23 protein-coding genes are annotated in these 20,802 nt (G+C 46.4%); 16 read left to right on the top strand and 7 right to left on the bottom strand.

What is annotated here, in order from left to right; all coding sequences use genetic code 11:
* Nucleotides 1–210: 210 nt before the first annotated feature.
* The 7 genes from ACE1CD_RS24205 to ACE1CD_RS24175 all read left to right on the top strand — a co-directional run bounded on the left by ACE1CD_RS24205 (nucleotide 211) and on the right by ACE1CD_RS24175 (nucleotide 6,955).
* Nucleotides 211–1,344 (top strand): ABC transporter ATP-binding protein, encoded by a 1,134-nt coding sequence (locus ACE1CD_RS24205; RefSeq protein WP_374826514.1) that lies wholly within the window; start codon nucleotides 211–213, stop codon nucleotides 1,342–1,344.
* 85 nt (nucleotides 1,345–1,429) lie between these two features.
* Nucleotides 1,430–1,828, top strand: a complete 399-nt coding sequence (locus ACE1CD_RS24200) for a hypothetical protein (RefSeq protein WP_374798053.1) — start codon at nucleotides 1,430–1,432, stop codon at nucleotides 1,826–1,828.
* A gap of 158 nt (nucleotides 1,829–1,986) precedes the next feature.
* Nucleotides 1,987–3,102: a PotD/PotF family extracellular solute-binding protein gene (locus tag ACE1CD_RS24195; protein WP_374798055.1), complete on the top strand. Its 1,116-nt coding sequence runs from the start codon at nucleotides 1,987–1,989 to the stop codon at nucleotides 3,100–3,102.
* A gap of 25 nt (nucleotides 3,103–3,127) precedes the next feature.
* A complete protein-coding gene (locus ACE1CD_RS24190; RefSeq protein WP_374826495.1) occupies nucleotides 3,128–4,243 on the top strand; it encodes a PotD/PotF family extracellular solute-binding protein in 1,116 nt (371 codons plus the stop codon).
* A 47-nt stretch (nucleotides 4,244–4,290) separates the two neighbouring features.
* Nucleotides 4,291–5,331 (top strand): ABC transporter permease, encoded by a 1,041-nt coding sequence (locus ACE1CD_RS24185; RefSeq protein ID WP_374798059.1) that lies wholly within the window; start codon nucleotides 4,291–4,293, stop codon nucleotides 5,329–5,331.
* A 124-nt stretch (nucleotides 5,332–5,455) separates the two neighbouring features.
* A complete protein-coding gene (locus ACE1CD_RS24180; protein WP_374826494.1) occupies nucleotides 5,456–6,265 on the top strand; it encodes an ABC transporter permease in 810 nt (269 codons plus the stop codon).
* Nucleotides 6,266–6,670: 405 nt separating this feature from the next.
* Complete coding sequence (locus ACE1CD_RS24175) at nucleotides 6,671–6,955, top strand: hypothetical protein (protein WP_374826493.1); 285 nt, start codon at nucleotides 6,671–6,673, stop codon at nucleotides 6,953–6,955.
* Between the two features lie 105 nt (nucleotides 6,956–7,060).
* Here ACE1CD_RS24175 and ACE1CD_RS24170 read toward each other — a convergent pair whose 3' ends face one another.
* Nucleotides 7,061–8,038, bottom strand: a complete 978-nt coding sequence (locus ACE1CD_RS24170; RefSeq protein WP_374826492.1) for a DUF1517 domain-containing protein — start codon at nucleotides 8,036–8,038, stop codon at nucleotides 7,061–7,063.
* A gap of 24 nt (nucleotides 8,039–8,062) precedes the next feature.
* Between ACE1CD_RS24170 and ACE1CD_RS24165 the strand changes: the two genes are divergently transcribed.
* A complete protein-coding gene (locus ACE1CD_RS24165; RefSeq protein ID WP_374826491.1) occupies nucleotides 8,063–8,326 on the top strand; it encodes a hypothetical protein in 264 nt (87 codons plus the stop codon).
* 80 nt (nucleotides 8,327–8,406) lie between these two features.
* Here the strand turns inward: ACE1CD_RS24165 and thiS are convergent, their stop codons facing one another.
* Entirely contained in the window at nucleotides 8,407–8,619 is a 213-nt protein-coding gene (gene thiS / locus ACE1CD_RS24160; protein WP_374798069.1) for a sulfur carrier protein ThiS, read from the bottom strand.
* On the bottom strand, nucleotides 8,612–9,721 hold the full coding sequence (locus tag ACE1CD_RS24155; RefSeq protein WP_374826490.1) for a thiamine phosphate synthase: 1,110 nt from the start codon (nucleotides 9,719–9,721) through the stop codon (nucleotides 8,612–8,614). The genes thiS and ACE1CD_RS24155 overlap by 8 nt, the downstream gene beginning before the upstream one ends.
* Nucleotides 9,722–10,109: 388 nt before the next feature.
* Between ACE1CD_RS24155 and ACE1CD_RS24150 the strand changes: the two genes are divergently transcribed.
* The 3 genes from ACE1CD_RS24150 to ACE1CD_RS24140 all read left to right on the top strand — a co-directional run bounded on the left by ACE1CD_RS24150 (nucleotide 10,110) and on the right by ACE1CD_RS24140 (nucleotide 13,265).
* Nucleotides 10,110–11,942 (top strand): DUF1565 domain-containing protein, encoded by a 1,833-nt coding sequence (locus tag ACE1CD_RS24150; protein ID WP_374798073.1) that lies wholly within the window; start codon nucleotides 10,110–10,112, stop codon nucleotides 11,940–11,942.
* A 107-nt stretch (nucleotides 11,943–12,049) separates the two neighbouring features.
* Nucleotides 12,050–12,523: an AAA family ATPase gene (locus ACE1CD_RS24145; protein ID WP_374798075.1), complete on the top strand. Its 474-nt coding sequence runs from the start codon at nucleotides 12,050–12,052 to the stop codon at nucleotides 12,521–12,523.
* Nucleotides 12,516–13,265: a tRNA(His) guanylyltransferase Thg1 family protein gene (locus tag ACE1CD_RS24140; protein ID WP_374798077.1), complete on the top strand. Its 750-nt coding sequence runs from the start codon at nucleotides 12,516–12,518 to the stop codon at nucleotides 13,263–13,265. The genes ACE1CD_RS24145 and ACE1CD_RS24140 overlap by 8 nt, the downstream gene beginning before the upstream one ends.
* Nucleotides 13,266–13,559: 294 nt before the next feature.
* Here ACE1CD_RS24140 and ACE1CD_RS24135 read toward each other — a convergent pair whose 3' ends face one another.
* Nucleotides 13,560–14,330 carry a glutathione S-transferase gene (locus ACE1CD_RS24135; protein WP_374798078.1) on the bottom strand — a complete coding sequence of 257 codons (771 nt, stop codon included), beginning with the start codon at nucleotides 14,328–14,330 and terminating at the stop codon, nucleotides 13,560–13,562.
* Between the two features lie 6 nt (nucleotides 14,331–14,336).
* Entirely contained in the window at nucleotides 14,337–15,188 is an 852-nt protein-coding gene (gene dapF / locus ACE1CD_RS24130; protein WP_374798079.1) for a diaminopimelate epimerase, read from the bottom strand.
* A 138-nt stretch (nucleotides 15,189–15,326) separates the two neighbouring features.
* On the opposite strand from dapF, the gene ACE1CD_RS24125 reads away from it, so the two are divergent.
* The 4 genes from ACE1CD_RS24125 (at nucleotide 15,327) to ACE1CD_RS24110 (ending at nucleotide 17,932) form a co-directional block, all read left to right on the top strand.
* Nucleotides 15,327–15,542: an RNA chaperone Hfq gene (locus tag ACE1CD_RS24125; protein ID WP_374798081.1), complete on the top strand. Its 216-nt coding sequence runs from the start codon at nucleotides 15,327–15,329 to the stop codon at nucleotides 15,540–15,542.
* Between the two features lie 149 nt (nucleotides 15,543–15,691).
* The gene (locus ACE1CD_RS24120) at nucleotides 15,692–16,648 is read left to right on the top strand and encodes a M23 family metallopeptidase (RefSeq protein WP_374798083.1); all 957 of its coding nucleotides are present in this window, start codon (nucleotides 15,692–15,694) and stop codon (nucleotides 16,646–16,648) included.
* A 445-nt stretch (nucleotides 16,649–17,093) separates the two neighbouring features.
* Entirely contained in the window at nucleotides 17,094–17,396 is a 303-nt protein-coding gene (locus ACE1CD_RS24115; RefSeq protein ID WP_374826489.1) for a hypothetical protein, read from the top strand.
* The gene (locus ACE1CD_RS24110; protein WP_374826488.1) at nucleotides 17,393–17,932 is read left to right on the top strand and encodes a late competence development ComFB family protein; all 540 of its coding nucleotides are present in this window, start codon (nucleotides 17,393–17,395) and stop codon (nucleotides 17,930–17,932) included. The genes ACE1CD_RS24115 and ACE1CD_RS24110 overlap by 4 nt, the downstream gene beginning before the upstream one ends.
* 33 nt (nucleotides 17,933–17,965) lie before the next feature.
* Here the strand turns inward: ACE1CD_RS24110 and ACE1CD_RS24105 are convergent, their stop codons facing one another.
* Both ACE1CD_RS24105 and ACE1CD_RS24100 read right to left on the bottom strand, forming a co-directional pair.
* Entirely contained in the window at nucleotides 17,966–18,577 is a 612-nt protein-coding gene (locus ACE1CD_RS24105) for a L,D-transpeptidase (protein ID WP_374826487.1), read from the bottom strand.
* A 544-nt stretch (nucleotides 18,578–19,121) separates the two neighbouring features.
* On the bottom strand, nucleotides 19,122–19,307 hold the full coding sequence (locus ACE1CD_RS24100) for a hypothetical protein (RefSeq protein ID WP_374826486.1): 186 nt from the start codon (nucleotides 19,305–19,307) through the stop codon (nucleotides 19,122–19,124).
* 25 nt (nucleotides 19,308–19,332) lie between these two features.
* Here ACE1CD_RS24100 and ACE1CD_RS24095 point away from each other — a divergent pair.
* The coding region (locus tag ACE1CD_RS24095; protein WP_374798093.1) for a HAMP domain-containing protein at nucleotides 19,333–20,802 on the top strand (1,470 nt) is incomplete at its 3' end.

Here is a 20,802-nt window from a genome sequence, read left to right as displayed (position 1 = left end):
GGAGAGTTTTGAGTTCAAGTATACCCCCACCTCTGCTCTGGGAGCTTTCCGCCTCCCTCTACACCAACTCTTGGCAATTTGACTGACTGGGCAGCTGGCTTCAGTCAGTGGCAGAATGTCAAAATAAGCCAAGGTCAAATTTGCCACTGCATCAACTATAATGCTGATTCAGCTGGCAACCGGGGCATCGCTACAAGGATTTTCGCCATTATGTCTCAGACTGCTGTTCAGAATCCAGACGCCAGGGACGCTTACACAGTACTGGATGTTGAACTCCGAAAGGTTTTCAAGGTGTTCAAAGTCGATACTGCTGTACGGGGGGTTGACCTTGACATTCGCCAGGGTGAATTTTTTAGTATTCTTGGGCCATCCGGCTGCGGTAAAACGACGACGCTGCGCTTAATTGCGGGGTTTGAGATGCCGACCGCCGGTGAGGTGCTAATTCAAGGCAAGCCAATGACTAAAGTACCGCCTTACCGCCGACCGGTAAATACGGTGTTTCAGAGCTATGCTTTGTTTAACCACCTGAGCGTTTGGGAAAATATCGCTTTTGGATTGCGGATTAAAGGCTTGCCAAGGGCGGCGATCGCAGAACGGGTTAAAGAAGCTCTCAAGCTCGTTAAAATGGAAGCTTTGGCTAACCGTTTTCCGGCTCAACTGTCTGGGGGTCAGCAGCAACGGGTAGCGTTGGCGCGAGCGTTGGTAAATCGACCGGCTGTGCTTTTGCTGGATGAACCTCTGGGAGCGTTGGATTTGAAGCTGCGTAAGGAAATGCAGGTGGAGCTGACCAATTTACACCGAGATTTGGGCCTCACTTTTATCATGGTTACTCACGACCAAGAGGAGGCGCTGAGTTTAAGCGATCGCATTTCGGTTATGCACGACGGCAAAATCGAACAAATAGGTACGCCCAGCGAAATTTACGAGCGTCCACAAACAGCTTTTGTTGCTGATTTTATTGGGGATACCAATTTGTTAAAAGGCCGAATTTTATCTTTGAACGGCTCGGAAATCGAGGTGCTGACAGAATCTAAAATGAAGGTGGTGGCGCAAAGGCTGGACTCCTCAACTGCTTGGCATCCTCAAGCTTCTGTGGCGATTAGCGTGCGCCCAGAAAATATTCAACTGAATCTGGAACCTTCTTGCTTACAGGGAAACTGTTTTGAAGGACGTTTGCAGCACGTTATGTATTTGGGTACCCACGTTCATTGTGTGGTGGAATTAAAGTCAGGCGATCGTATTACCGTAAGGCAACCTAACACTTTCGCCAGCTTACCCGACCCCCACACCCCTGTATACGCCTACTGGGGTTCAAAAGATTCTCTGGTTTTGGCTGATTCCTAGTTATCTGCTAAAAGGCGATTCCCAGTAGTTAGCTCTCAGTAATTCGATCTCTGACCGCTGACAAATGAAAAATGGCTATTGACAAATGACACTAGAGCGGTTTTTACAAGAGTTAGAGTACCACTGCCAGTCAACGGCGATCGCCACCTTTTTAGGTAGCGATGGAGAACCATTTGTCGTTGACTTACAGCGAGAAGCCGATAAAGTAAACTACGGCTACCACAGCAGTGTCAAAAAAATATTTATCGAGAAAGTGATGGAAGGTTGCAATCCTTCCGGGTCTCTGATACTGCGATCTTTTACTTCAGAAATTGATGAGTTCACTCAGTTACCTTACAAAGAACTGCGCGGCTACCTGCTCAGACGTGAGGGGAATAAACTGCAATTTGAAAAAATTTCTCCTGAATTGATGTTTGCGTGCCAAAACACGGACGCTAAAACCGGTGAACCGTTAGCTTTAGAACAATCTGTAAGATACTGTTAATTGGTTATTGGTGATGGGAAATGGGAAATGGGTAATTCGGGATTTCAAATTTCAGATTTAAAATTTCCAAGTTGGTTTTATAATTGGCAATTTGAAAGTTAAAATTTGAAATCACCAATGTCAATTGCAGCGCAAACATGAATATTGGCTAGTGAAAAATGACTAATTTGCAGCTACATAATTTATATCAAACCAGACGTCGATTCTTAAAAACGGCAGCAGCAGCAACGTCTGGATTGGCACTTTCCAGTTGTGGTTGGACGCTGGCACAAGTGCGACCGACTACTGCCGAACAAAACTCTTCTGGCACTCTACGCATTTATACTTTTTCTGGCTATACGGATGAAGAGTTGTTCAAAACCTTTGCCACTAATACTGGTATAAAGGTAGAGGCAGATGTTTACGATTCCAACGAGACAATGTTGGCTAAAATGCAAGCGGGAGGAGGTGCAGCTTACAGCGTAATTTACCCTTCTGACTACATGGTTCGCCAAATGTTAGAACTAAAAATGCTGACGGAATTAGAACACGATCGTCTCAATAATCTCCAAAATCTTTTGCCACAATTTCAAAATCCCGGTTATGACCCAGGCAATCGTCATAGCGTACCGATGAGCTGGGGAACAACAGGTTTGATTTACAATACCAAAAAGTTAAAAACTCCTCCAGAAGATTGGGACTATATTTGGTCAAACCAGCAACTACTCTCCAAACGAATGACTTTGATGAACGATGTTCGAGAAGTTATGGGCGCAACTTTGCGGATGCTGGGTTATTCTTATAATTCGACAAACCAGCAGCAAATCCAACAAGCTTACGAAAAGTTAAAGGCGCTCAAACCTGCGATCGCATCCTTTACAACAGACGCTTGGAAAGAACAAATTGTCGCGGGAGACTTGTTTGTTGCTATGGGTTATTCAGCTGATGCGGCGGAAGTTGCTGAAGAAAGTTCTAGCTTACAGTACGCAATACCTAAAAGCGGTACTTCTCTGTGGACAGATACAATGGTGATTCCTAAAACTGCTCCCAATCCAGATGCTGCTTATGCTTGGATAGATTTTATGTTACAACCTGCTGTAGCTGCGTCTGTTTGCGAACGGCTGAATTTTGCGACTCCCAATCAATCGGCTATTAAGCAATTATCGCCCAAAGCTCGCGACAATCCTAACTTATATCCATCGGCAAAAGTGTTAGAAAAGTGTGAAAGAGTTGAACCGTTAGGAAAATTTAATGATGTTTACGATCGCTATTGGACTCAGTTAACTAGCAGCTAAAAAACGTTAAAAAGGATTTTAGTAAATGAGCGAGGAGGTTAGAAAATTTAAGCTATATCCAAACAGACGTCGCTTCTTAAAAACAGCAGCGTCATTTTCAGGATTGCTACTTTCTGGTTGTGGATGGACTCTAGCTGAGGTGAGACCGACACCCACCCCATCAATAAATTCTGATATTTTATATATTTACAGTTTTTCTACATATCTCGATCGCAAGCTGTTACGCAGATTTACCGCTGAAACTGGTATAAAAGTAGTGGCAGATGTCTATGATTCCAACGAGACAATGCTAGCTAAAATGTTGGCAGGAGGCGGTGGAACTTACAGTGTACTCTATCCCACTGACTACATGGTTTGCCAGATGTTGGAAATGGGGATGTTGACAAAATTGAATCGCCACCGCATTGAAGGTTGGCAAAACCTTTTGCCGCAGTTCCATAATCCAAGTTACGACCCGAATAACAGTCACAGCGTACCGATCGCCTGGGGAACTACTGGCTTAATTTACAATAGCAAAAAACTCAAAGAACCTCCCGAAGATTGGGATTATCTATGGGAAAATCAGCAGCTACTTTATCGACGGATAACGTTAGTTAATGATGTGCGAGAAGTAATGGGTGCGACTTTGCGAATGCTGGGTTATTCTTACAATTCGACAAATCCCGAAGCACTACAACAAGCTTACCAAAAATTAAAGGCTCTCAAAAGTGCGATCGCATCTTTTACAACAGACGCTTGGCGAGAGCAATTGTTGGCTGGAGATTTGCTGGTAGCAATGGGTTATTCCGCAGATGCTGTAAATGTGGCACAAAAAAACCCCGACTTGCAATATCTTATTCCTAAAAGCGGTACTTCTGTGTGGACGGATACGATGGCGATTCCCAAAACTGCTCCCAATCCCGATGCTGCCTATGCTTGGATAAATTTTATGCTAAAACCGGAAGTGGCTGCCTTTGTTTGCGATCGACTTAACTTTCCTACAGCAAATCAAGAAGCGCTCAAGTTAATGTCTCCTAAAACTCGCGATAATCCTACCTTGTATCCGCCACCCGAACTGCTGCAAAATTGTGAAATAATCGAACCGCTGGGGAAATTTAGCGAAGTTTTCGATCGCTATTGGACTCAGTTAACTAGCAGCTAAAAAAAGCCCATTACTTTACTTTTGATTTTAGACTTTTTACTTTATAAATGCCTGTGTCTACCCAAATTTCCTCTCGTTCTAATACACCTGCACCACCTGCTAAATCGAAGCTAGCCTCTATATTCGATCGCTTAGCGGAACCCCTCATATTTCTAGGGCCGGCAGGCATTTGGTTGCTGCTGTTGCTAGTGTTGCCAACTTTGATCATTTTTGAGCTAAGTTTGGTGCCAGATATTCGACCCGGACAAGTGGTCAATCCTTCCGGATTGGATAACTTTTGCAGGGCGTTTGGATTTGAAAAATGCTTGCCAGCTAAGTTCGATCCGACTTTCCTGCAAGTGATGGGACGAACCTTATTTTTTGCAGGTGGTTCCACAATAGCTTGTTTGGTGCTGGGATTCCCAGTTGCATACTGGATTGCAGTCATGTCATCCAAACAATGGCGAAATTTGCTGCTGTTGGGTTTTGTTTTACCCTTATGGACTTCATCGCTGTTGCGATCGTATGCTTGGATCACGATTCTGCGTCCGAGCGGAGTTATTAACTCATTTTTACAACCCGTACTCAATCCATTACTCAGCATTCTCAACTGGTTAATTGACAGTTGCAACTCGTTCCTGATTAATTTCCACATACCATTTTTACTACCCCACTTGCCACTTTTACCCTGGAATTTGCTTAACGACTGGCCAGCGGTTTTAATTGGGATGAGTTACAGCTATTTACCTTATATGGTATTAATTCTCTACTCTTCTCTGGAAAAATTGGATCGGCGTTTGCTAGAGGCATCAGCTGATTTAGGAGCAAATCCAGCGCAAACTTTCTGGAAGGTGACAGTCCCACAAACAATGCCGGGAATTGTGGCCGGTTCATTGCTAGTTTTAATTATCGGTGTGGGCGATTTCATCGACCCGGAATTGTTGGGAGGCGCTTCCAGTATGACCATATCGCGTTTGATTTACAACCAATTTTTAGGTGCAACTCAGAACTGGGGTTTTGGGTCGGCTCTCAGTATGGTGCTAATTTTAGCTGTGAGTATTGCGATCGCACTTTTGCTCAAATTCGGCGATCGAAACGCCACACGTTAGAAAAGTCAAAAGTCACTCAGTCAAAAGTCAAAACTAGAAATTTACTCTTTGTCTCTAACCCCTGGCCCCTAGCCCCTGGCCCCTAGCCCCTGGCCCCTAGTCCCGACGCCCTCTCCCCCAAGCAATGAACAAATCTCCGTCTATCGCTAAATCTCCCGTTTCTTGGCAGGCGCTTTTCTCCCTGCTAATGTACTTTTTCATGTACCTTCCCATTCTGGTACTGGCGTTTTACAGTTTTAATAAATCCCGTTACAGCGCTAATTGGGAGGGATTCACCCTCGATTGGTATCAAAAGCTGTTCAACGATGACCGGATTATCGCAGCTTTGCAAAATAGTTTGATCGTAGCTTTTTGTGCTGTCGGTATTTCAGCTGTCATCGGTACGTTGATGGCTGTTGGTTTGGCGCGTTACCGATTTCCTGGCAGAACTTTATATATGGGGATATCGTACCTGCCCCTAATTATTCCAGATATTGCGATCGCCGTCGCCACCCTGGTATTTTTGGCAGTCATACAAGTTCGTCTCAGCTTGTGGACGATCGTTGCAGCTCACGTCGTTTTCTGCCTCGCCTACGTAGGTGTAGTCGTTTCTACCCGACTGGCAGACTTAGACCCCCACCTAGAAGAAGCCGCCCTTGATTTGGGCGCTACGCCAGCCCAAGCTTTCATCAAAGTGTTGCTACCCCAACTAATGCCCGGTATTATCTCTGGCTGTCTCCTCGCTTTTGTTCTCAGCTTAGATGACTTTCTGATTGCCAGTTTCACAGCCGGTAGCGGTGCCAATACCCTACCAATGGAAATTTTCAGCCGCATCCGCACGGGGGTAAGACCCGACATCAACGCACTCAGCGTTGTACTTATGGTGGTGTCCGGGGTAGTCGCTTTTCTGGCTGAATATCTCCGCTACCAAAGCACACAAAAAAGCTATAAGTAATTTAACTGAGAAGGGGCACGGACGCAGAGGCAGTTAGCCCCGTGCCCGAATCGAATGACGCTTCCATATCTCATCCATTGAGGGAAGTAATTTCATACCTTCATATAATTTATTTTATGAAGTTTAGATGAAGATTGAGCAAAGATTTTGTAAAAACTTTATTTGCACGAACAATTTCTGGAAAATTCACCGTATATTTACGATAGTTGAAAAAAAATCAAAAGCTCAGCAATTACACTTAATACTCAAGTCCGACAGTTAATTTCCAGTCACGGAATCTTGTTCAGAAGCAGATTTTAGGAATTATATCCCAACTAATTTCAGCAACTCTATAAAAACTAGGTTTTTTTGGGCTGGATGGTCAATATTGGTACACAAGTAGGAAGATTTTTCAAGGTACTGAAGATGAGTGCAATACTTTTAGCCTTCTCTGCAACAACTTACTTTTTCTCCGGGTCTGTTTGTTATTTAGCTTGCTTGAACAATTTAAAGCCAAATGCTGAAAGTTCCGAATTAAACCCCAATTATAGTAAGTTATCCAGCCTTTGGATTGGTTTATTGTGGCCTTTATGGATAGTCGGCGAGACTTATGCAGAAGATGGCAAACCAGAACATAAAATATTTACACATAAGGAGCCAGAATATGCAAATTGTAAGCATGAATTAACATCTACAACTTTGGCGAAATGAAGAGAGCAGTGAGGTAAAGTCCTTGGGAATTATCACTGTAAAAGCTAAGCAAAAAAACAGGGGCTTAAGTCCAACCCCTGTTTTTTATTTAAAATTCGATTGTCGCTAAATCAGTTTCAAGTTTGGATACTCGACAATCATGTCTTCAGAAGTGAGAGTATCGCCTTCTGCTTGGGGTGCCCAGAGAACTTCCATTGCCAGCAATTGGTCGGCGGGAATAGCACCGAACTGGCGCAAGGCTTGACGCAAATCCTCAGAATTATTGATTGTTGGCAATTGCAGCTTACTCAGTGTAGCGGCGATCAAAGTAACGACAATGTATTGACTTGGCCCTTCGCTCAGGTTAGCCAGTTCGCCAGACGTTTCCTCTCCTGGTAAAGCTGTTTGGGAATTAGCTTGCCGCAGTTGATTGTTAACGTTGGAGAGAGTTTCTGCCGTAAATTTGCTGCGTTCTGCCAGAGAAAGGCGGTTAAACTGAGCTTCTGCGGCTTCTAAACGAGTTTGCTGGCTTTCAGCACCGGCATAGACGCAGTATTCGGGGTGGCGCAGCAAAGCTAAAGTAGTTTCCTGCAACACTTCAGCGCGACCTGCGCCGGAATTGGTATCGGCAGTTTCCGCAATGCGATCGAGTTCCTTTTGCAGACCGCGTGCGTTCGCCAACAAACCGACTTGCAAACGCGCTACCGAAACGGCAGGATTGCTGCTGTAGGTCATTTCGGTACTTTCACCAGAACCGATGCGACGGAAACTTTGCACCAAGAAGTTGGCGATCGCAATAAATATCAGAATAGTGAATAAACCGCCAAACCCGCCTCCAATGCCAAAAAATGGTATCAGGAAGGGAAATCCCCATCCACCTCCCCATCCACCGCCAGGATAATAATACCCTCCCGATGGTGGCGCGTAGGTACGCGGAGATGTGTACGTGGGGCTGGGTACTCTAAAAGAACCGCCGCCAATTCGACCACCAGTACGAGCGGCCAAAGCTCCATCAGCTTGACCCAGCGCTAAGGTTAGCACAAGGCCAGCAATTAACACAGGTTTCAGAAGCGGTTTGATAGTGGAAAGCAGTTTTTTGTACATAAAACCAAGCCTATTTCAGCTCATTTGAAAGTAACACTCCAGTGTTTCTGGCTGGTGCAAATTTTTGTTAACGCATCTTTACACATTTCTAATTTAACGCTTTCGATCGCCACAGGGCAGCGATCGCAGGACGGATGCTGGGTAGATATCCGTACCTCAAGAAAGTTAAAAGTCAAAAATAACAGGCAAGTGGGGGAGTGGGGGAGTGGGGGAGTGGGGTCGCGGGGTCGCGGGGTCGCGGGAGAGTGGGGTCGCGGGGGAGCGAAAGAATTAATATTTGACTTTTGACTTTTGACTGAGTGACTTTCCCCTCTCCCTCTTCCCTAACCCCTAACCCCTAACCCCCAGTCCCTTTTTTGACTTTTGACTTAGCCGCCACCGACGATGGTAACAACTTCAATATTGTCGCCGTCCTGCACCTGAGTTTCCGGCCAAAACTGACGGTGCAGGATTTCGCCGTTGTACTCCACAGCTATCAAACGGGGATGGAAACCGAGCTGTGCTAACAAATCCGGTAACTTAGTTTGAGCAAGGCAAGTACGGGATTCCCCGTTAACTCGTAAGGTTATTGGACTAGACATGAGACTGAGGCAACTGTGCTTTCAAAGCTCGCAGCGTTTGCAGGCGAGATAGCTGAGAGAGGAAATACTGTGTAACTAAAGTTGGCTGCTCTGCCTCCATAATGGCTCTGACCGCAGCGATCCGCTCTGCTCCAGCCGATAGTACATCGTTAAGATTTGTCGGATCGATACCCCCAATCGCAAACCAGGGGACAGAGGCATTCTGAGCCGCATAGCGCACGTATTCCAGACCTGCGGCTGCTTTTCCAACTTTAGTGGGGGTTTCGTAGACTGGCCCCACGCCGATGTAGTCGGCACCTTCTGCGATCGCTCGTCGCATTTCATCGGGATTTGTGGTAGAACGACCGATGATGCGATGAGGGCCGAGTAACTGTCGCGCCATAGCGATCGGCAGATCCTGCTGTCCCAAGTGTACGCCATCGGCATCCACCGCCAAAGCCAGATCGACGCGATCGTTCACAATAAACAACGCCTCGTACCGTCGGCACAACTGGCGCAGTTTCTGTGCTGCCTCCACCCGCACATCATCATCTGCGTCTTTATCCCGATATTGCACCAATGTCAATCCGCCTTGCAGAGCAGCTTCCACAACAGCAAACAAATTTTCCGACTCAGAGGTTACCAAATACAAATGACTGCGGAGCAACTTCTGCTGACGCTGATAACCCAGCAAATTGCTTTCCAGCAAATAGATTCGATAGCGCATCTGCTTAAACGCTGCCCCCATCTCCGGGTGGTAAAGCTTACCGTACTCTTCCAACACCCGCAGCGCTTCTTCTATGCGGCAAAGGTTAGCCTGCAAAAGTTGCTGAATGCCAGCGCGTTCTTCTTCCTGCGGATGAGATAAATCTGTGCCCACATCGCCCAGAGTATCTCGAAAAGCCCGCAGATCTTGAGTATGCCATTTCGCTATTTCCTGCCGCAGTTGCTTGCATTCACCAGCCAACTCGCTGCTGTCCAAACCAAAGCGACACCATTCTTCCACGATTCGCAAACCTTCGCGAGCTCGGTCTAAGTTGGCATCTAGGATTCGGCAAACAGCAGGCTGTGCTTGTGCGGGCAAGTTTGGGAATGGCTTCTTCAGCTCGTATCGATCGCCCATCGGAACAACTCCACTCTTATTTGCGGCAGTGGGTAATAGAGATTGTAATTATGTCAACATTCAGCAAATTTTTCAAATCGCTGTTGCTGGTGCAATGATTGTACTGGAAAATTTCCACATTATTCTGTTCGATCGTCGGTCAAGTGTCATCTGTGATTTTTTTTATCCGTACACCATACATATCCGTATCATAATATCAGTCAAACAAATGACAACTGACAAATGACTGTTGACTATTGACAATTGAGTGCGGGTGGGTTTTGTACTGCAACCATAGACTTGTGATGGGAGCGATCTGACTAAACCCGCCCCTACGTTTATATCAGGGGTTCGCCACAAGCCAAGTTTTGGCTTTTACCTTCACTAACTGCCAGGAGGATAGCGACATATGAATTTAAAACACTTATACCCGAAGCGAAAAAATTATTCATTAAAACCAATCCCTACCAGCATCTCAGATAAAAACAAATACAGCCAATTAGGAACGCTGGCAACAGTGGGAATAGCGATCGCCCTGTGTCCTTGGGTCAACACCGCTGCGATCGCGCAACTCCCAATACAGAGAACATCTGTAGAATTAGCCCAGAGTACCTCCCAAACAACCCAGTTGTTTGTCAATCCCGCCAGCGGTAACGATACAGCTGGCAACGGCAGTAACGGTTCTCCTTTCAAAACCATCACCCAAGCACTGCGGGTAGCCCAACCCAACACCACGATTGTCCTCGCACCGGGAACCTATAGCTCTGAAAGCGGCGAAACTTTTCCAATTATCCTCAAGCCTGGGGTCAGCATCCAAGGCGACCCCGCCAATAAAGGCCGTAATGCGATCGTTAAAGGAGGTGGGCAATTCATCAGTCGCACGTTTGCTCGCCAAAACATCGCCATTTTAGCAGCAGATAAATCGGCAATTGTGGGAGTCACAGTCACCAACTCCAACCGACGAGGTTATGGTTTGTGGATAGAATTCAGCAGTCCTCTGGTCAGTGACAATACTTTTATCGGTAACTCCCATGACGGGATCTCTGTCACCGGCAGCAGTGCGCCTGTGATTCGCAACAATTACTTTGCCGATAACGGTGCTAACGGCATTACCATCTACAACACCTCTAAACCGGAACTGCGGGAAAATGTGTTTGAAAGGACTGGATTTGGGATTAATATCGGTCATACCGCCACACCGATGCTGGTTGGCAATCGCATCGCCCAAAATATAGACGGTGTGGTGGTGCAGAACAAAGCTCAACCTGTATTGCGGAACAATACCATTGAAGAAAATAGCCGAGATGGTGTAGTAGCGATCGGTGAAGCCCGTCCCGATTTGGGCATCGCGCAGCAACCGGGCGGCAACGTTTTTCGCAACAACCGTCGCCTTGACATCAACGGTAAAACTTCCACTCAAACTATTCCCGCCTTTGGCAATCAACTTGCAGGAGGTCGTATAAGCGGACGCTTGGATCTATCAGGAACGATCGTCGCCGCTGCACCGGAAAATGTCGAACCGCCACCGACCGCGATCTCCACTATTATCCCTAACCCTACACAAACAAGGTCAACAAATAATTTTCCCTCCGGATCGGGTGGTGCTGTACAAATTCCCGTTCCTCCACCTTTATCTTCGGGCGAACCGGTGCAAGTAAGGCAAACTATTCCAAACTCGCGGCTTCCCAATAGTCCTACTGCGATCGTACCGCCACCAGCCAACCAAACAGAGCCGGTGGAGATTACAGCACCGCCACCCAGATCCAGCGATGTATCCCCTTCACTCCCCTCTTTCTCCTCCACAAGAGAAGATAATAGAGGTGCAAACTTTTCTACACAGCCTGTCAGACAAAGTAGAGGTACGCTTCCAGATCAAGGCGTAGAAGCAGGGTTGCTACCCGTTCCCGGGTCGGAAATTCCGGTTGCCAATACCAATAACCTACCTTCAGTAGCGATATCTCAGGATAATCCGCTTCCGCAAGAAAGCAGATACTCCCCCCGTCCCAGTTCTACCAGCCGTGCGGTAGCACTTGGTTTGCGTTACCGCGTGATTGTCGATGTCGGAAGTGCGCGTCAGCAGAGACTGGTACGATCGCTCGTACCGGGAGCTTTTCGGACTCTTTCCAATGGACGAGCGGTCATACAGGTGGGTGCTTATAGCGATCGAACTGAAGCTGAGGAAATGCTACAAAAGCTTAACAGCAACGGTTTAAATGCTTCGATCGAAGAGTTACAGCTTTAAGCTAGGGGCTGGGGAAGTCAAAAGTCAAAAGTCAAAAGTCAAAAGTCAAAAGTCAAAAGTTCTCCTTTTGCCTTTTCTCTTTTCCCTAGCTCCTTTTCCCATCAAATATGGAACTGATTATTTTTATTGGTTTGCAAGCTTCTGGAAAAAGTACATTTTTCCGCACTCATTTTGCCAAAACTCACGATCTTGTCAGCAAGGATTTGATGCGTAATAACAGAAACAAAGCCAGAAGGCAAGCACAACTGATTGAAGCGTCTCTAAAAGAGGGAAAATCGGTAGTTTTAGATAACACCAATGCCAGTGTTGAAGGTCGCGCATCTATAATTCAGCTAGGCAAAATGTACGATGCCCAAATTATCGGTTACTATTTTCAGTCAGTCGCGAAACATTGTTACGATCGCAACCAGCAACGCACGGGTAAGGCGAAAGTGTCAGATGTGGCAATTTACGCGACACTTAAAAAGTTAGCACGTCCTTCTTACAGGGAAGGGTTCGATCGGCTTTTCTACGTGCGGATAGCTGAAAACTTTAATTTTGATGTGCGCGAGTGGCAAGAAAATGAGGTGAAGGATGGATAGCGATAACTTTGAGAAAAAAATGCGATCGCTCGAATACTTCCACTCCCTGCGTCTGATACCAGGCGCGTGGATTGTAATTCGTGTAGATGGACGCAGTTTTTCCAGGTTCACTGAGTCGCGCTTCGAGAAACCGTTTGACCGCAAGTTTCACGAACTGATGGTACAAACTGCCAAGGCGTTATTGGAAGAACTCCAAGGTGTTTACGCCTATACAGAAAGCGATGAAATTTCTGTGCTGTTTCATCCAGAATGGGATTTGTTCGATCGCAGTTTAGAAAAAATTGTTTCTATTTCTGCCAGTATTGCCAGCACCGCATTCACTCACGCCGCCCAAACTATAGTAAATTTCGACAGTCGCGTTTGGCTGGGTGCAAACAAATCGCAAGTAATTGATTATTTTCGATGGCGTCAAGCCGATGCGACTCGTTGCGCTTTAAATGGTTGGAGTTATTGGACATTGCGTAAATCCGGTAAAAGCGTTACCGAAGCAACAACTACTCTTGAAAATCAATCAGTAGCCTTCAAAAACGAATTGTTATTTCAAAATGGGATAAATTTTAACGATTTACCAACTTGGCAGCGTCGAGGCGTTGGTTTGTACTGGGAAACCTACGAAAAAGAAGGTTTCAACCCAATTGAAAATAAAACTGTTATGACTGAAAGACGCCGCATCAAAGTTGATGATGAATTACCTATGAAAGAAGCTTATGGAGAATTTATCAATCTTTTTCTCGATGATTGATATAATGACAGATTACATCAGTAGCGTCAAAAATTTGCCATCACATCTGTGTTCATCTGTATTTATCTGTTTTCATCTGTGGTTAAATTTTAACCCCGATATCCCACAGATAATCTTGAGCATAAATCTTACACTACCGATGCAACCGGACAGGATATAATAAGCTATTGGGCATTTAAATTTGATTATTGGGAAACAAAAGAAGTAGTTTTAATGCTCTCCCCTGCACCCCCACTCCCCCACTCCCCCACTCCCCCACTCCCAAAATCGACATACTAAAAACTAAACAACCAATTATTTATGGCGTTCCTCGCGGAATAGGCGCAGTGCGTAAACTCCGGCTGGAGTTGCGCGGAAATGCTCGATCGCCTGCACCATTTCCCCCGGAATCTCGCTTAATTGAGGTAATTTTGTGCCATATTCGGCAGGCATGAGGACAAGCCCAGTCAGACAAGCCCATGTGAGGTCACAAGCTGAAAAGCTATCTCCAACCAAGTATTTACGCCCATCCGCAAGCAGCTCGTTGACAGTCTCGAAAATGCTGTTAATTCGATCGAGCGATTCGGCGGCGGAGTCTGGCGTAATTTCCATCGCTTGTTCCATCGCTTCCCGGATGCAGGGAAAGACAACAGGAAACAACTCCGCCTCAATCGCCTCTACACCTTCACAGAACAATCGCAATATCAGCTTGTCCCGATCGAGTAAATAAAAGTAGAACCACACCCCGGTGCTGGGCCCAAGTTGGCGATCGAACCAATCTTCGAGCTTTTCCACCTCTTGGCGCAATTTGGGATCGGCAGGGTACAGCTTTGCGCTCACGGGTGACATCCCATCAATGTATTGCAAAATGTCACTGGAATCGCTGAAAGTACCCGCCTCAGTGACAAGCATAGGAACCGATCGTCCCCCATTGCGAGCTGTAGCCAGTCGGTGAAAAAGCGGCGCGTGGCGCTCTTCGATATAGCGAATATTGAGCCGTTCTAGCGCCCATCGAACTTTTTCGCAGTAATGGCTGATTGAAGTAGTGATGAGACGGGGAAGTTGTTCCGGCGATCGATCCTGCATAGTTTATCAAACCTGGGGGTGAATTTTGCCTACAAAAACTTTCTCCGCTGGCCCAGTCATGTAAACTCGCCCGTCAACTTCCGACCATTCAATTTCCAGAGGGCCACCGGGTAGCTCAACAGTAGCTTTGCGATCGCAATTTCCCGTCAGTACCCCCGCCACCAAAGAAGCGCAAGCACCTGTTCCGCAAGCCATCGTTGCCCCAGCACCGCGTTCCCACACTCGCATTTTCAAATAATCTCGCTCTACCACTTGAATAAATTCCGTATTTGTGCGTTGCGGGAAAACCGAGTGATGCTCAAATTTAGGCCCAACAGTTTCCAGGGCGATCGCTGTGACATCTTCGACAAACGTTATACAGTGGGGATTGCCCATACTGACGCAGGTGACATCCCAAGATTTTCCTTCCACTTCCAAAGGTTGGTTAATGACTTTTTCGTCGCCAGAACAAAGCGTAGTGGGAATTTCGGCAGCTAAAAGTCGCGGTAGCCCCATATCAACAGTAATTTGACCGTTCGATCGCACCGAAGGCGCGATCGGACCGGCAAGAGTGTGAATGCGATACAAGCGCTCCTGATTTGAGACTCCCTCCAATTCAGCGATAAACTGAGCTAAGCAACGAATGCCGTTGCCGCACATTTCCGGTTCGGAGCCATCCGAGTTAAAAATTCGCATCGTGTAATCAGTACCGTCAAGCCCTGGCAGAGCAAAAATTACACCATCAGCACCGATACCAAAGTGGCGATCGCATAACGTTACCGCCTGTGCGGGTGTTAAAACTGGATCGGACGAAGTGCGATTATCAATCAAAATGAAGTCATTTCCCAAACCGTGATACTTAGCGAACTCGATGGCCATTAAATTATCCTCGCTCTTAATGGGGTAGATAAGCTCTCAAGTTTTGTGAAAGCATTCTAAAGATAGCAGTCGATCGCATAAATAACTTAAGTAATCATTGTAAAATGCACGGTTACACACGTTTAGAGTAGCAAACTTATGCCTAGCGGATTCGATAGTGGATTGCCGAGCTCTCGTCAAATTCAAAATATGATTAAAGAACAAAAACAGGTAGAAGTAAAACTGATCGGGGGTGAAATGTTAAGCGGTCAGTTGCGCTGGCAAGATCAATTTTGCATCGGTCTGATCGATGAAAGCGATCGATCGTCAATTGTGTGGCGACACGCGATCGCTTATGTCAAGCCCATCACCTAAAATTTAGGAAACGAGAGAGAGAACCCCTGATTGTACTCTTGGAAAAGTTTTCCTAGAGCTACAGATGGTGAGGCTATAATTCGGCAGTTGGAACTGGTATGGCTAAGACGCTAGTCTAGAGAGCCGATGGAAAACCAATAGTGAGCATTATGAGTACCATTAGACTGTCGAGACATTTTTGGAAAAAAATAGCAGATTTGCGGTTCAGAGGGGTCGCAATTAATTTTGCTCTGTTAAAAGTGCTGCGTCGCCTCACCAGACCTTTCGCTCTACAGATAGGTTTAGCTTTTGCCCTTACTATTGCTATGCTGGGAACGCCAGCACGAGCCCTCCAAGTCGAGGTGGCACCAGCCAATCCCAAACTAGGCGATACCTTGGTCGTATTTATACAGCAAAATCCAGAAATTAACAGCACTCCGACTGTAACAGTGGGAGACAAAACTTACCAAACGTTTTTGGTAGGGTCCCGTTTTCGCGCTTTAGTGCCAACAACACCTTTAGAAAAACCTGGATCTCGGCTTATTCGCGTTACTGCCGGTCCGGAGGTGCAGAATCTTACGGTACAGGTAGCCTCCCGTTCTTTCCCCACCCAACGCATCCGCTTATCTGGAGGAGGAACAGAACCGACACAGCACGAACTAAACCGCGTCAGCGCGTTTAAAAAGCTCGTAACTCCAGAAAAATACTGGAATGGGCCATTTGTAGCCCCAAATCGCGGTAGAATCAGCACCGTTTACGGAGTGCGCCGCTACTACAACGGCGTCTTTGCGAACGACTACTACCATCGCGGAGTAGACTATGCTGGTGGATATGGTTCGCCAGTAGTTGCTCCAGCAGGCGGTCGAGTAGCTTTGGTAGGAAGAGTTTCTGAAGGGTTCCGACTGCACGGCAACACGATCGGCATCGATCACGGTCAAGGCGTCACCAGTATATTTCTGCACCTGAGTCGCATCAACGTCCAGGAAGGAGATTTAGTACAGGCAGGTCAAGTCATTGGTGCGATCGGTTCTACCGGTGCTTCAACAGGTCCTCACTTACACTGGGGATTATACGTAAACGGAGATTGCGTCGATCCAACACCTTGGCGATATCAAGGAATTGAATAAGCTAGTTGTTTGATGAGATATATAAAATGCACTACCTTCAAGATCTTACTAAATTGCACCAAACCACAGCGAGCCAAACAGGAAAAAGCGATAAGGAGCGAGATTTATTGCTAGACTCCTGTAAGAGTTTTCGATCGATTGCCAGGATCGAAACTTCTGGAGCTAAGCGGCATCGGGGCGAGGTGGGATAGTCGAAGGGGTGTCTAAGAACGATAGAGGCGTTTTGACACTCTCCGCGCTAAAAGCGACGGAGATTCTTGACAAGAAAATCAGACTCCGTAGTTTGATTTTTAACCATACTCCCTCCCATAGCTTTGACCATTTCAACCGTCAAGTATTTATGCAATACAGTGTCACGAATCTAACAGTTAGGCGAGAGCTTTCTGCATCAAGGCGGTGTCAATTGCCTCTAGACTCTCCGAGTTTCCTCATTGAGCTTACCTATATGTACACGCAGCCCAGAAGTTTTACCCAGTCTAGGATTCAAGGCTGGAACCCCTTAGTCCTATGTCGCTGTCCGGGTTCTGTTTGTCGCTCCCCAATTTGCGTTTATTTCAGACCCCTGACGTTACTGCAAACCTTACGGCGAAGTATCTCACGCCAAAGTGCCTACCGACTGGCTAACGGCGCAGCGATTGGTTCTTTGCTAACAGTAATTATACCAGTTTGTCAGCGGTTAAAACCGCTATCTCGCTTTCCTTTCAGCACTGAAATGGCTGTGTTTCCCGCTTCGGAGGCATCGTTATGACTATCGAAAAAATCGTCGAGCAGGCGCTACAAGATGGTTATTTGACACCTGCGATGGAAGCGGAAGTGGCACGCATCTGCGACACTGCCTCCGAGCTTTCCATAGAAGAGTATATGGCCCTGGATCGGTTGATGGGGTCGCTGTTGACCGGTGAAGTAGTAGCGGTACCGCGCAAGCAGTTCATTAACGTGATGGAAGAGTTGGTGCTGACAGAAGCAATCTCAAGAGTGGCGGAAATAGAAGCTACTAGCAATCGTGCCTTAGATGTGGGCGATATAGCCGCTTACGCGCTCAACCGACTGCCTCCTCTGTACGCTACTACAGAAGAAGGTGCCAACTATCAACGTCAGCGTGCTAGGGAAGAACTTCAGGATTTGATTACTCAGCAAGTCCGCGAGGCGATCGTCCGCAACTTGGCCCAACCCCAATTAGATCCTTCCCGGCAAGCGATCGGCAAAAGCAAAGATGTACTCAAGCAGGTAAGCTCCTTACTAGAGGCATATGCTCCCTCATTTGAGCAAAAACCAGAATTCTAGAACAGCAGTCCCGTTATCCTGGGGTGATGGCCGTTAGTTTTTAACCGTTATCGGCGTACCCAAACTCAGCCGATCGTAGAGAGCCTGGATATCGCGATCGCGCATTCGCAAGCAACCGTGGGATACAGGCTGCCCCACGAGTTCGGCTTGATTTGTGCCGTGAAAGCCGATCCCCAGGCGTCCGTCCGACCAAAAACCAATCCATCTAGCTCCTAAAGGATTATCGGGCCCAGGCCCTAAAACAGCCCCGGTGATGGGATGTCGCCATACCGGGTATTTTTGCATTCTCAGCACTCGGAAAGAGCCTAGAGGCGTTTGCCAGCCTTCCTGACCGACAGCAACCGGATAGCTAACTTGCAACTTATCATTTTCGTAGAGATAGACGCGGCGATCGCTCAAATCCACAACCAAACGCACGCTCTTTGCCAATGCTATATTGTCAGGGCCATACTGAGGTAGCGAAACAAATTTTGGGCTGTCATCATAAATACTTATCTGGTCAGAAGCTTCCCCCTTCTCTGTCTGTCCTCTGTCTGGCGTCGATTCCGCAATTTGCCATTGCACGAGCAGTAATAAAAAAGCAGTACCAAAGCAAAGCAGCATTAAGCTACGACAGAGCAACTCACTTTTTAACATGACGGTCATTGCAAAAAGGCTATCGATCGTTGTTAAGCACTATCTACCGATTGACCGATTGCTAAGGTATGTTTGCTTATGTTGTGCTTTTAGGCACAACTAACCCCAGGAAGATATGAACTCAGACTCCTCCAGACCTCAGAACCGGGAAATTTTGACTTTTTTACATAACTTCTATCTAAAGAAAGATTTAAAACTGTCCCTTTATAGAACAAAGATTTTATCATCTCCCTTTTTAGACTCTAAACCTACCTATGTATATACCCAGTTTATAAGCAGTGCGTTCAGCAGTACAAAGTGCAGTATTAGCAGCCCTTCCTCAAAAGTGATTTCGGGGCAGCGTTAAATATTGCTGCCGAAGTCAGCAAAAAGGAAAAGAAAGCTTTACCGTTTTCTGCTCAGATAATAGGGTGCTATTAGAATTAGATGGTCTTATTCCGGCTGGTGGAGCAGAAATATTTTATTTTTAAGCAGCCTCACCAGCAAACTACACGCTGTCGATCTGTATCGAATTTGTTAATATTTGTCTCACATCTGTCTCTCCGACTTAAGCCTACTGAGCCGCAATCCACCGGAAACGATATAATTCATCAGCCAACACGCGATCTGGGTAAATTTTCTCCGAATTTATATTTGGAGGCTGATAAGGCAGTTGAAAATATTGCCATCTCATGCGCCACAATTGTGGAAGAGGACTGGCGATCCGGCAGACACTCTCATGCCGGACTGGATACAACAATAATGAGTACCTAAAGGATAAAGCTATGGCAACCGAACAGTTAACTAAGGATGACTCAGATAGTTTAGATACTAAAGAGCTGCTGAGAACGCTGGTAGCCGTAAAAAAAGGTAACTTTGCTGTTCGGATGCCGATCGAGAAAACAGGCATAGCCGGAAAAATCGCCGATGCCCTCAACGATATTATCGAACTGAATGAAAGAATGACCAAAGAACTGGAGCGCATCAGCACAGTTGTCGGTAAAGAAGGTAAAATTACTCAGAGAGCGTCATTAGGTTCGGCTGGTGGTGGGTGGGCAGAAAGCGTAAATTCTGTCAACACTCTAATCACAGATTTAGTGCAACCAACATCGGAAACAGCCCGCGTCATCCGTGCTGTTGCAAATGGAGACTTATCGCAGACGATCGCCTTAGAAATAGAAGGCAGACCCCTCAAAGGAGAATTCCTCCAAACTGCCCAAATAGTTAACACAATGGTGACGCAATTATCTTCTTTCGCCTCAGAAGTAACCCGCGTCGCCCGCGAAGTAGGAACCGAAGGAAAATTGGGCGTCCAGGCAGAAGTTCCCGGAGTAGCCGGCACTTGGAAAGACCTCACCGATTCCGTCAATATGATGGCAGGCAATTTGACAGCCCAAGTCAGAAATATTGCCGAAGTAACCACCGCAGTAGCAAACGGCGACTTATCTAAAAAAATTACAGTAGATGTTAAAGGCGAAATTTTAGAACTAAAAAATACGGTCAACACAATGGTTGACCAACTCAACTCCTTCGCGAGTGAAGTAACCAGGGTTGCACGCGAAGTAGGAACGGAAGGAAAATTAGGCGTACAAGCAGAAGTTAGAGGAGTTGCCGGCACCTGGAAAGATTTGACAGATTCGGTAAACTCAATGGCAAGCAACCTGACAGCACAGGTAAGAAATATTGCCGAAGTCACGACCGCAGTAGCAAACGGCGACCTATCTAAAAAGATTACAGTTGATGTCAAAGGGGAAATTTTAGAGCTGAAAAACACCGTCAACATCATGGTGGATCAGCTATCGTCATTCGCTAGTGAAGTAACCAGAGTTGCAAGAGAAGTAGGTGCAGAAGGAAAATTAGGCGGACAAGCACAAGTTCCGGGAGTTGCGGGAACGTGGAAAGATTTGACCGATTCAGTTAACTTCATGGCAGGTAACTTGACAGCGCAAGTCAGAAACATTGCCGAAGTCACGACCGCAGTAGCAAACGGCGACTTATCTAAAAAAATTACAGTTGATGTAAAAGGGGAAATTTTAGAGTTGAAAAACACCGTCAACACGATGGTGGATCAACTCAACTCATTTGCTAGTGAAGTAACAAGAGTTGCACGCGAAGTAGGAACGGAAGGAAAACTCGGCGTCCAAGCAGAAGTGAGAGGAGTGGCTGGAACGTGGAAAGATTTGACAGATTCGGTAAACTTGATGGCAGGCAATCTGACCGGACAAGTCAGAAACATCGCCGAAGTTGCAACTGCG

The sequence above is a fragment of the Aerosakkonema sp. BLCC-F183 genome, assembly GCF_041929145.1.
In the GTDB taxonomy this organism is placed as follows: Bacteria; Cyanobacteriota; Cyanobacteriia; order Cyanobacteriales; family Aerosakkonemataceae; genus Aerosakkonema.
This window is presented reverse-complemented; position numbering and strand designations above follow the sequence as displayed.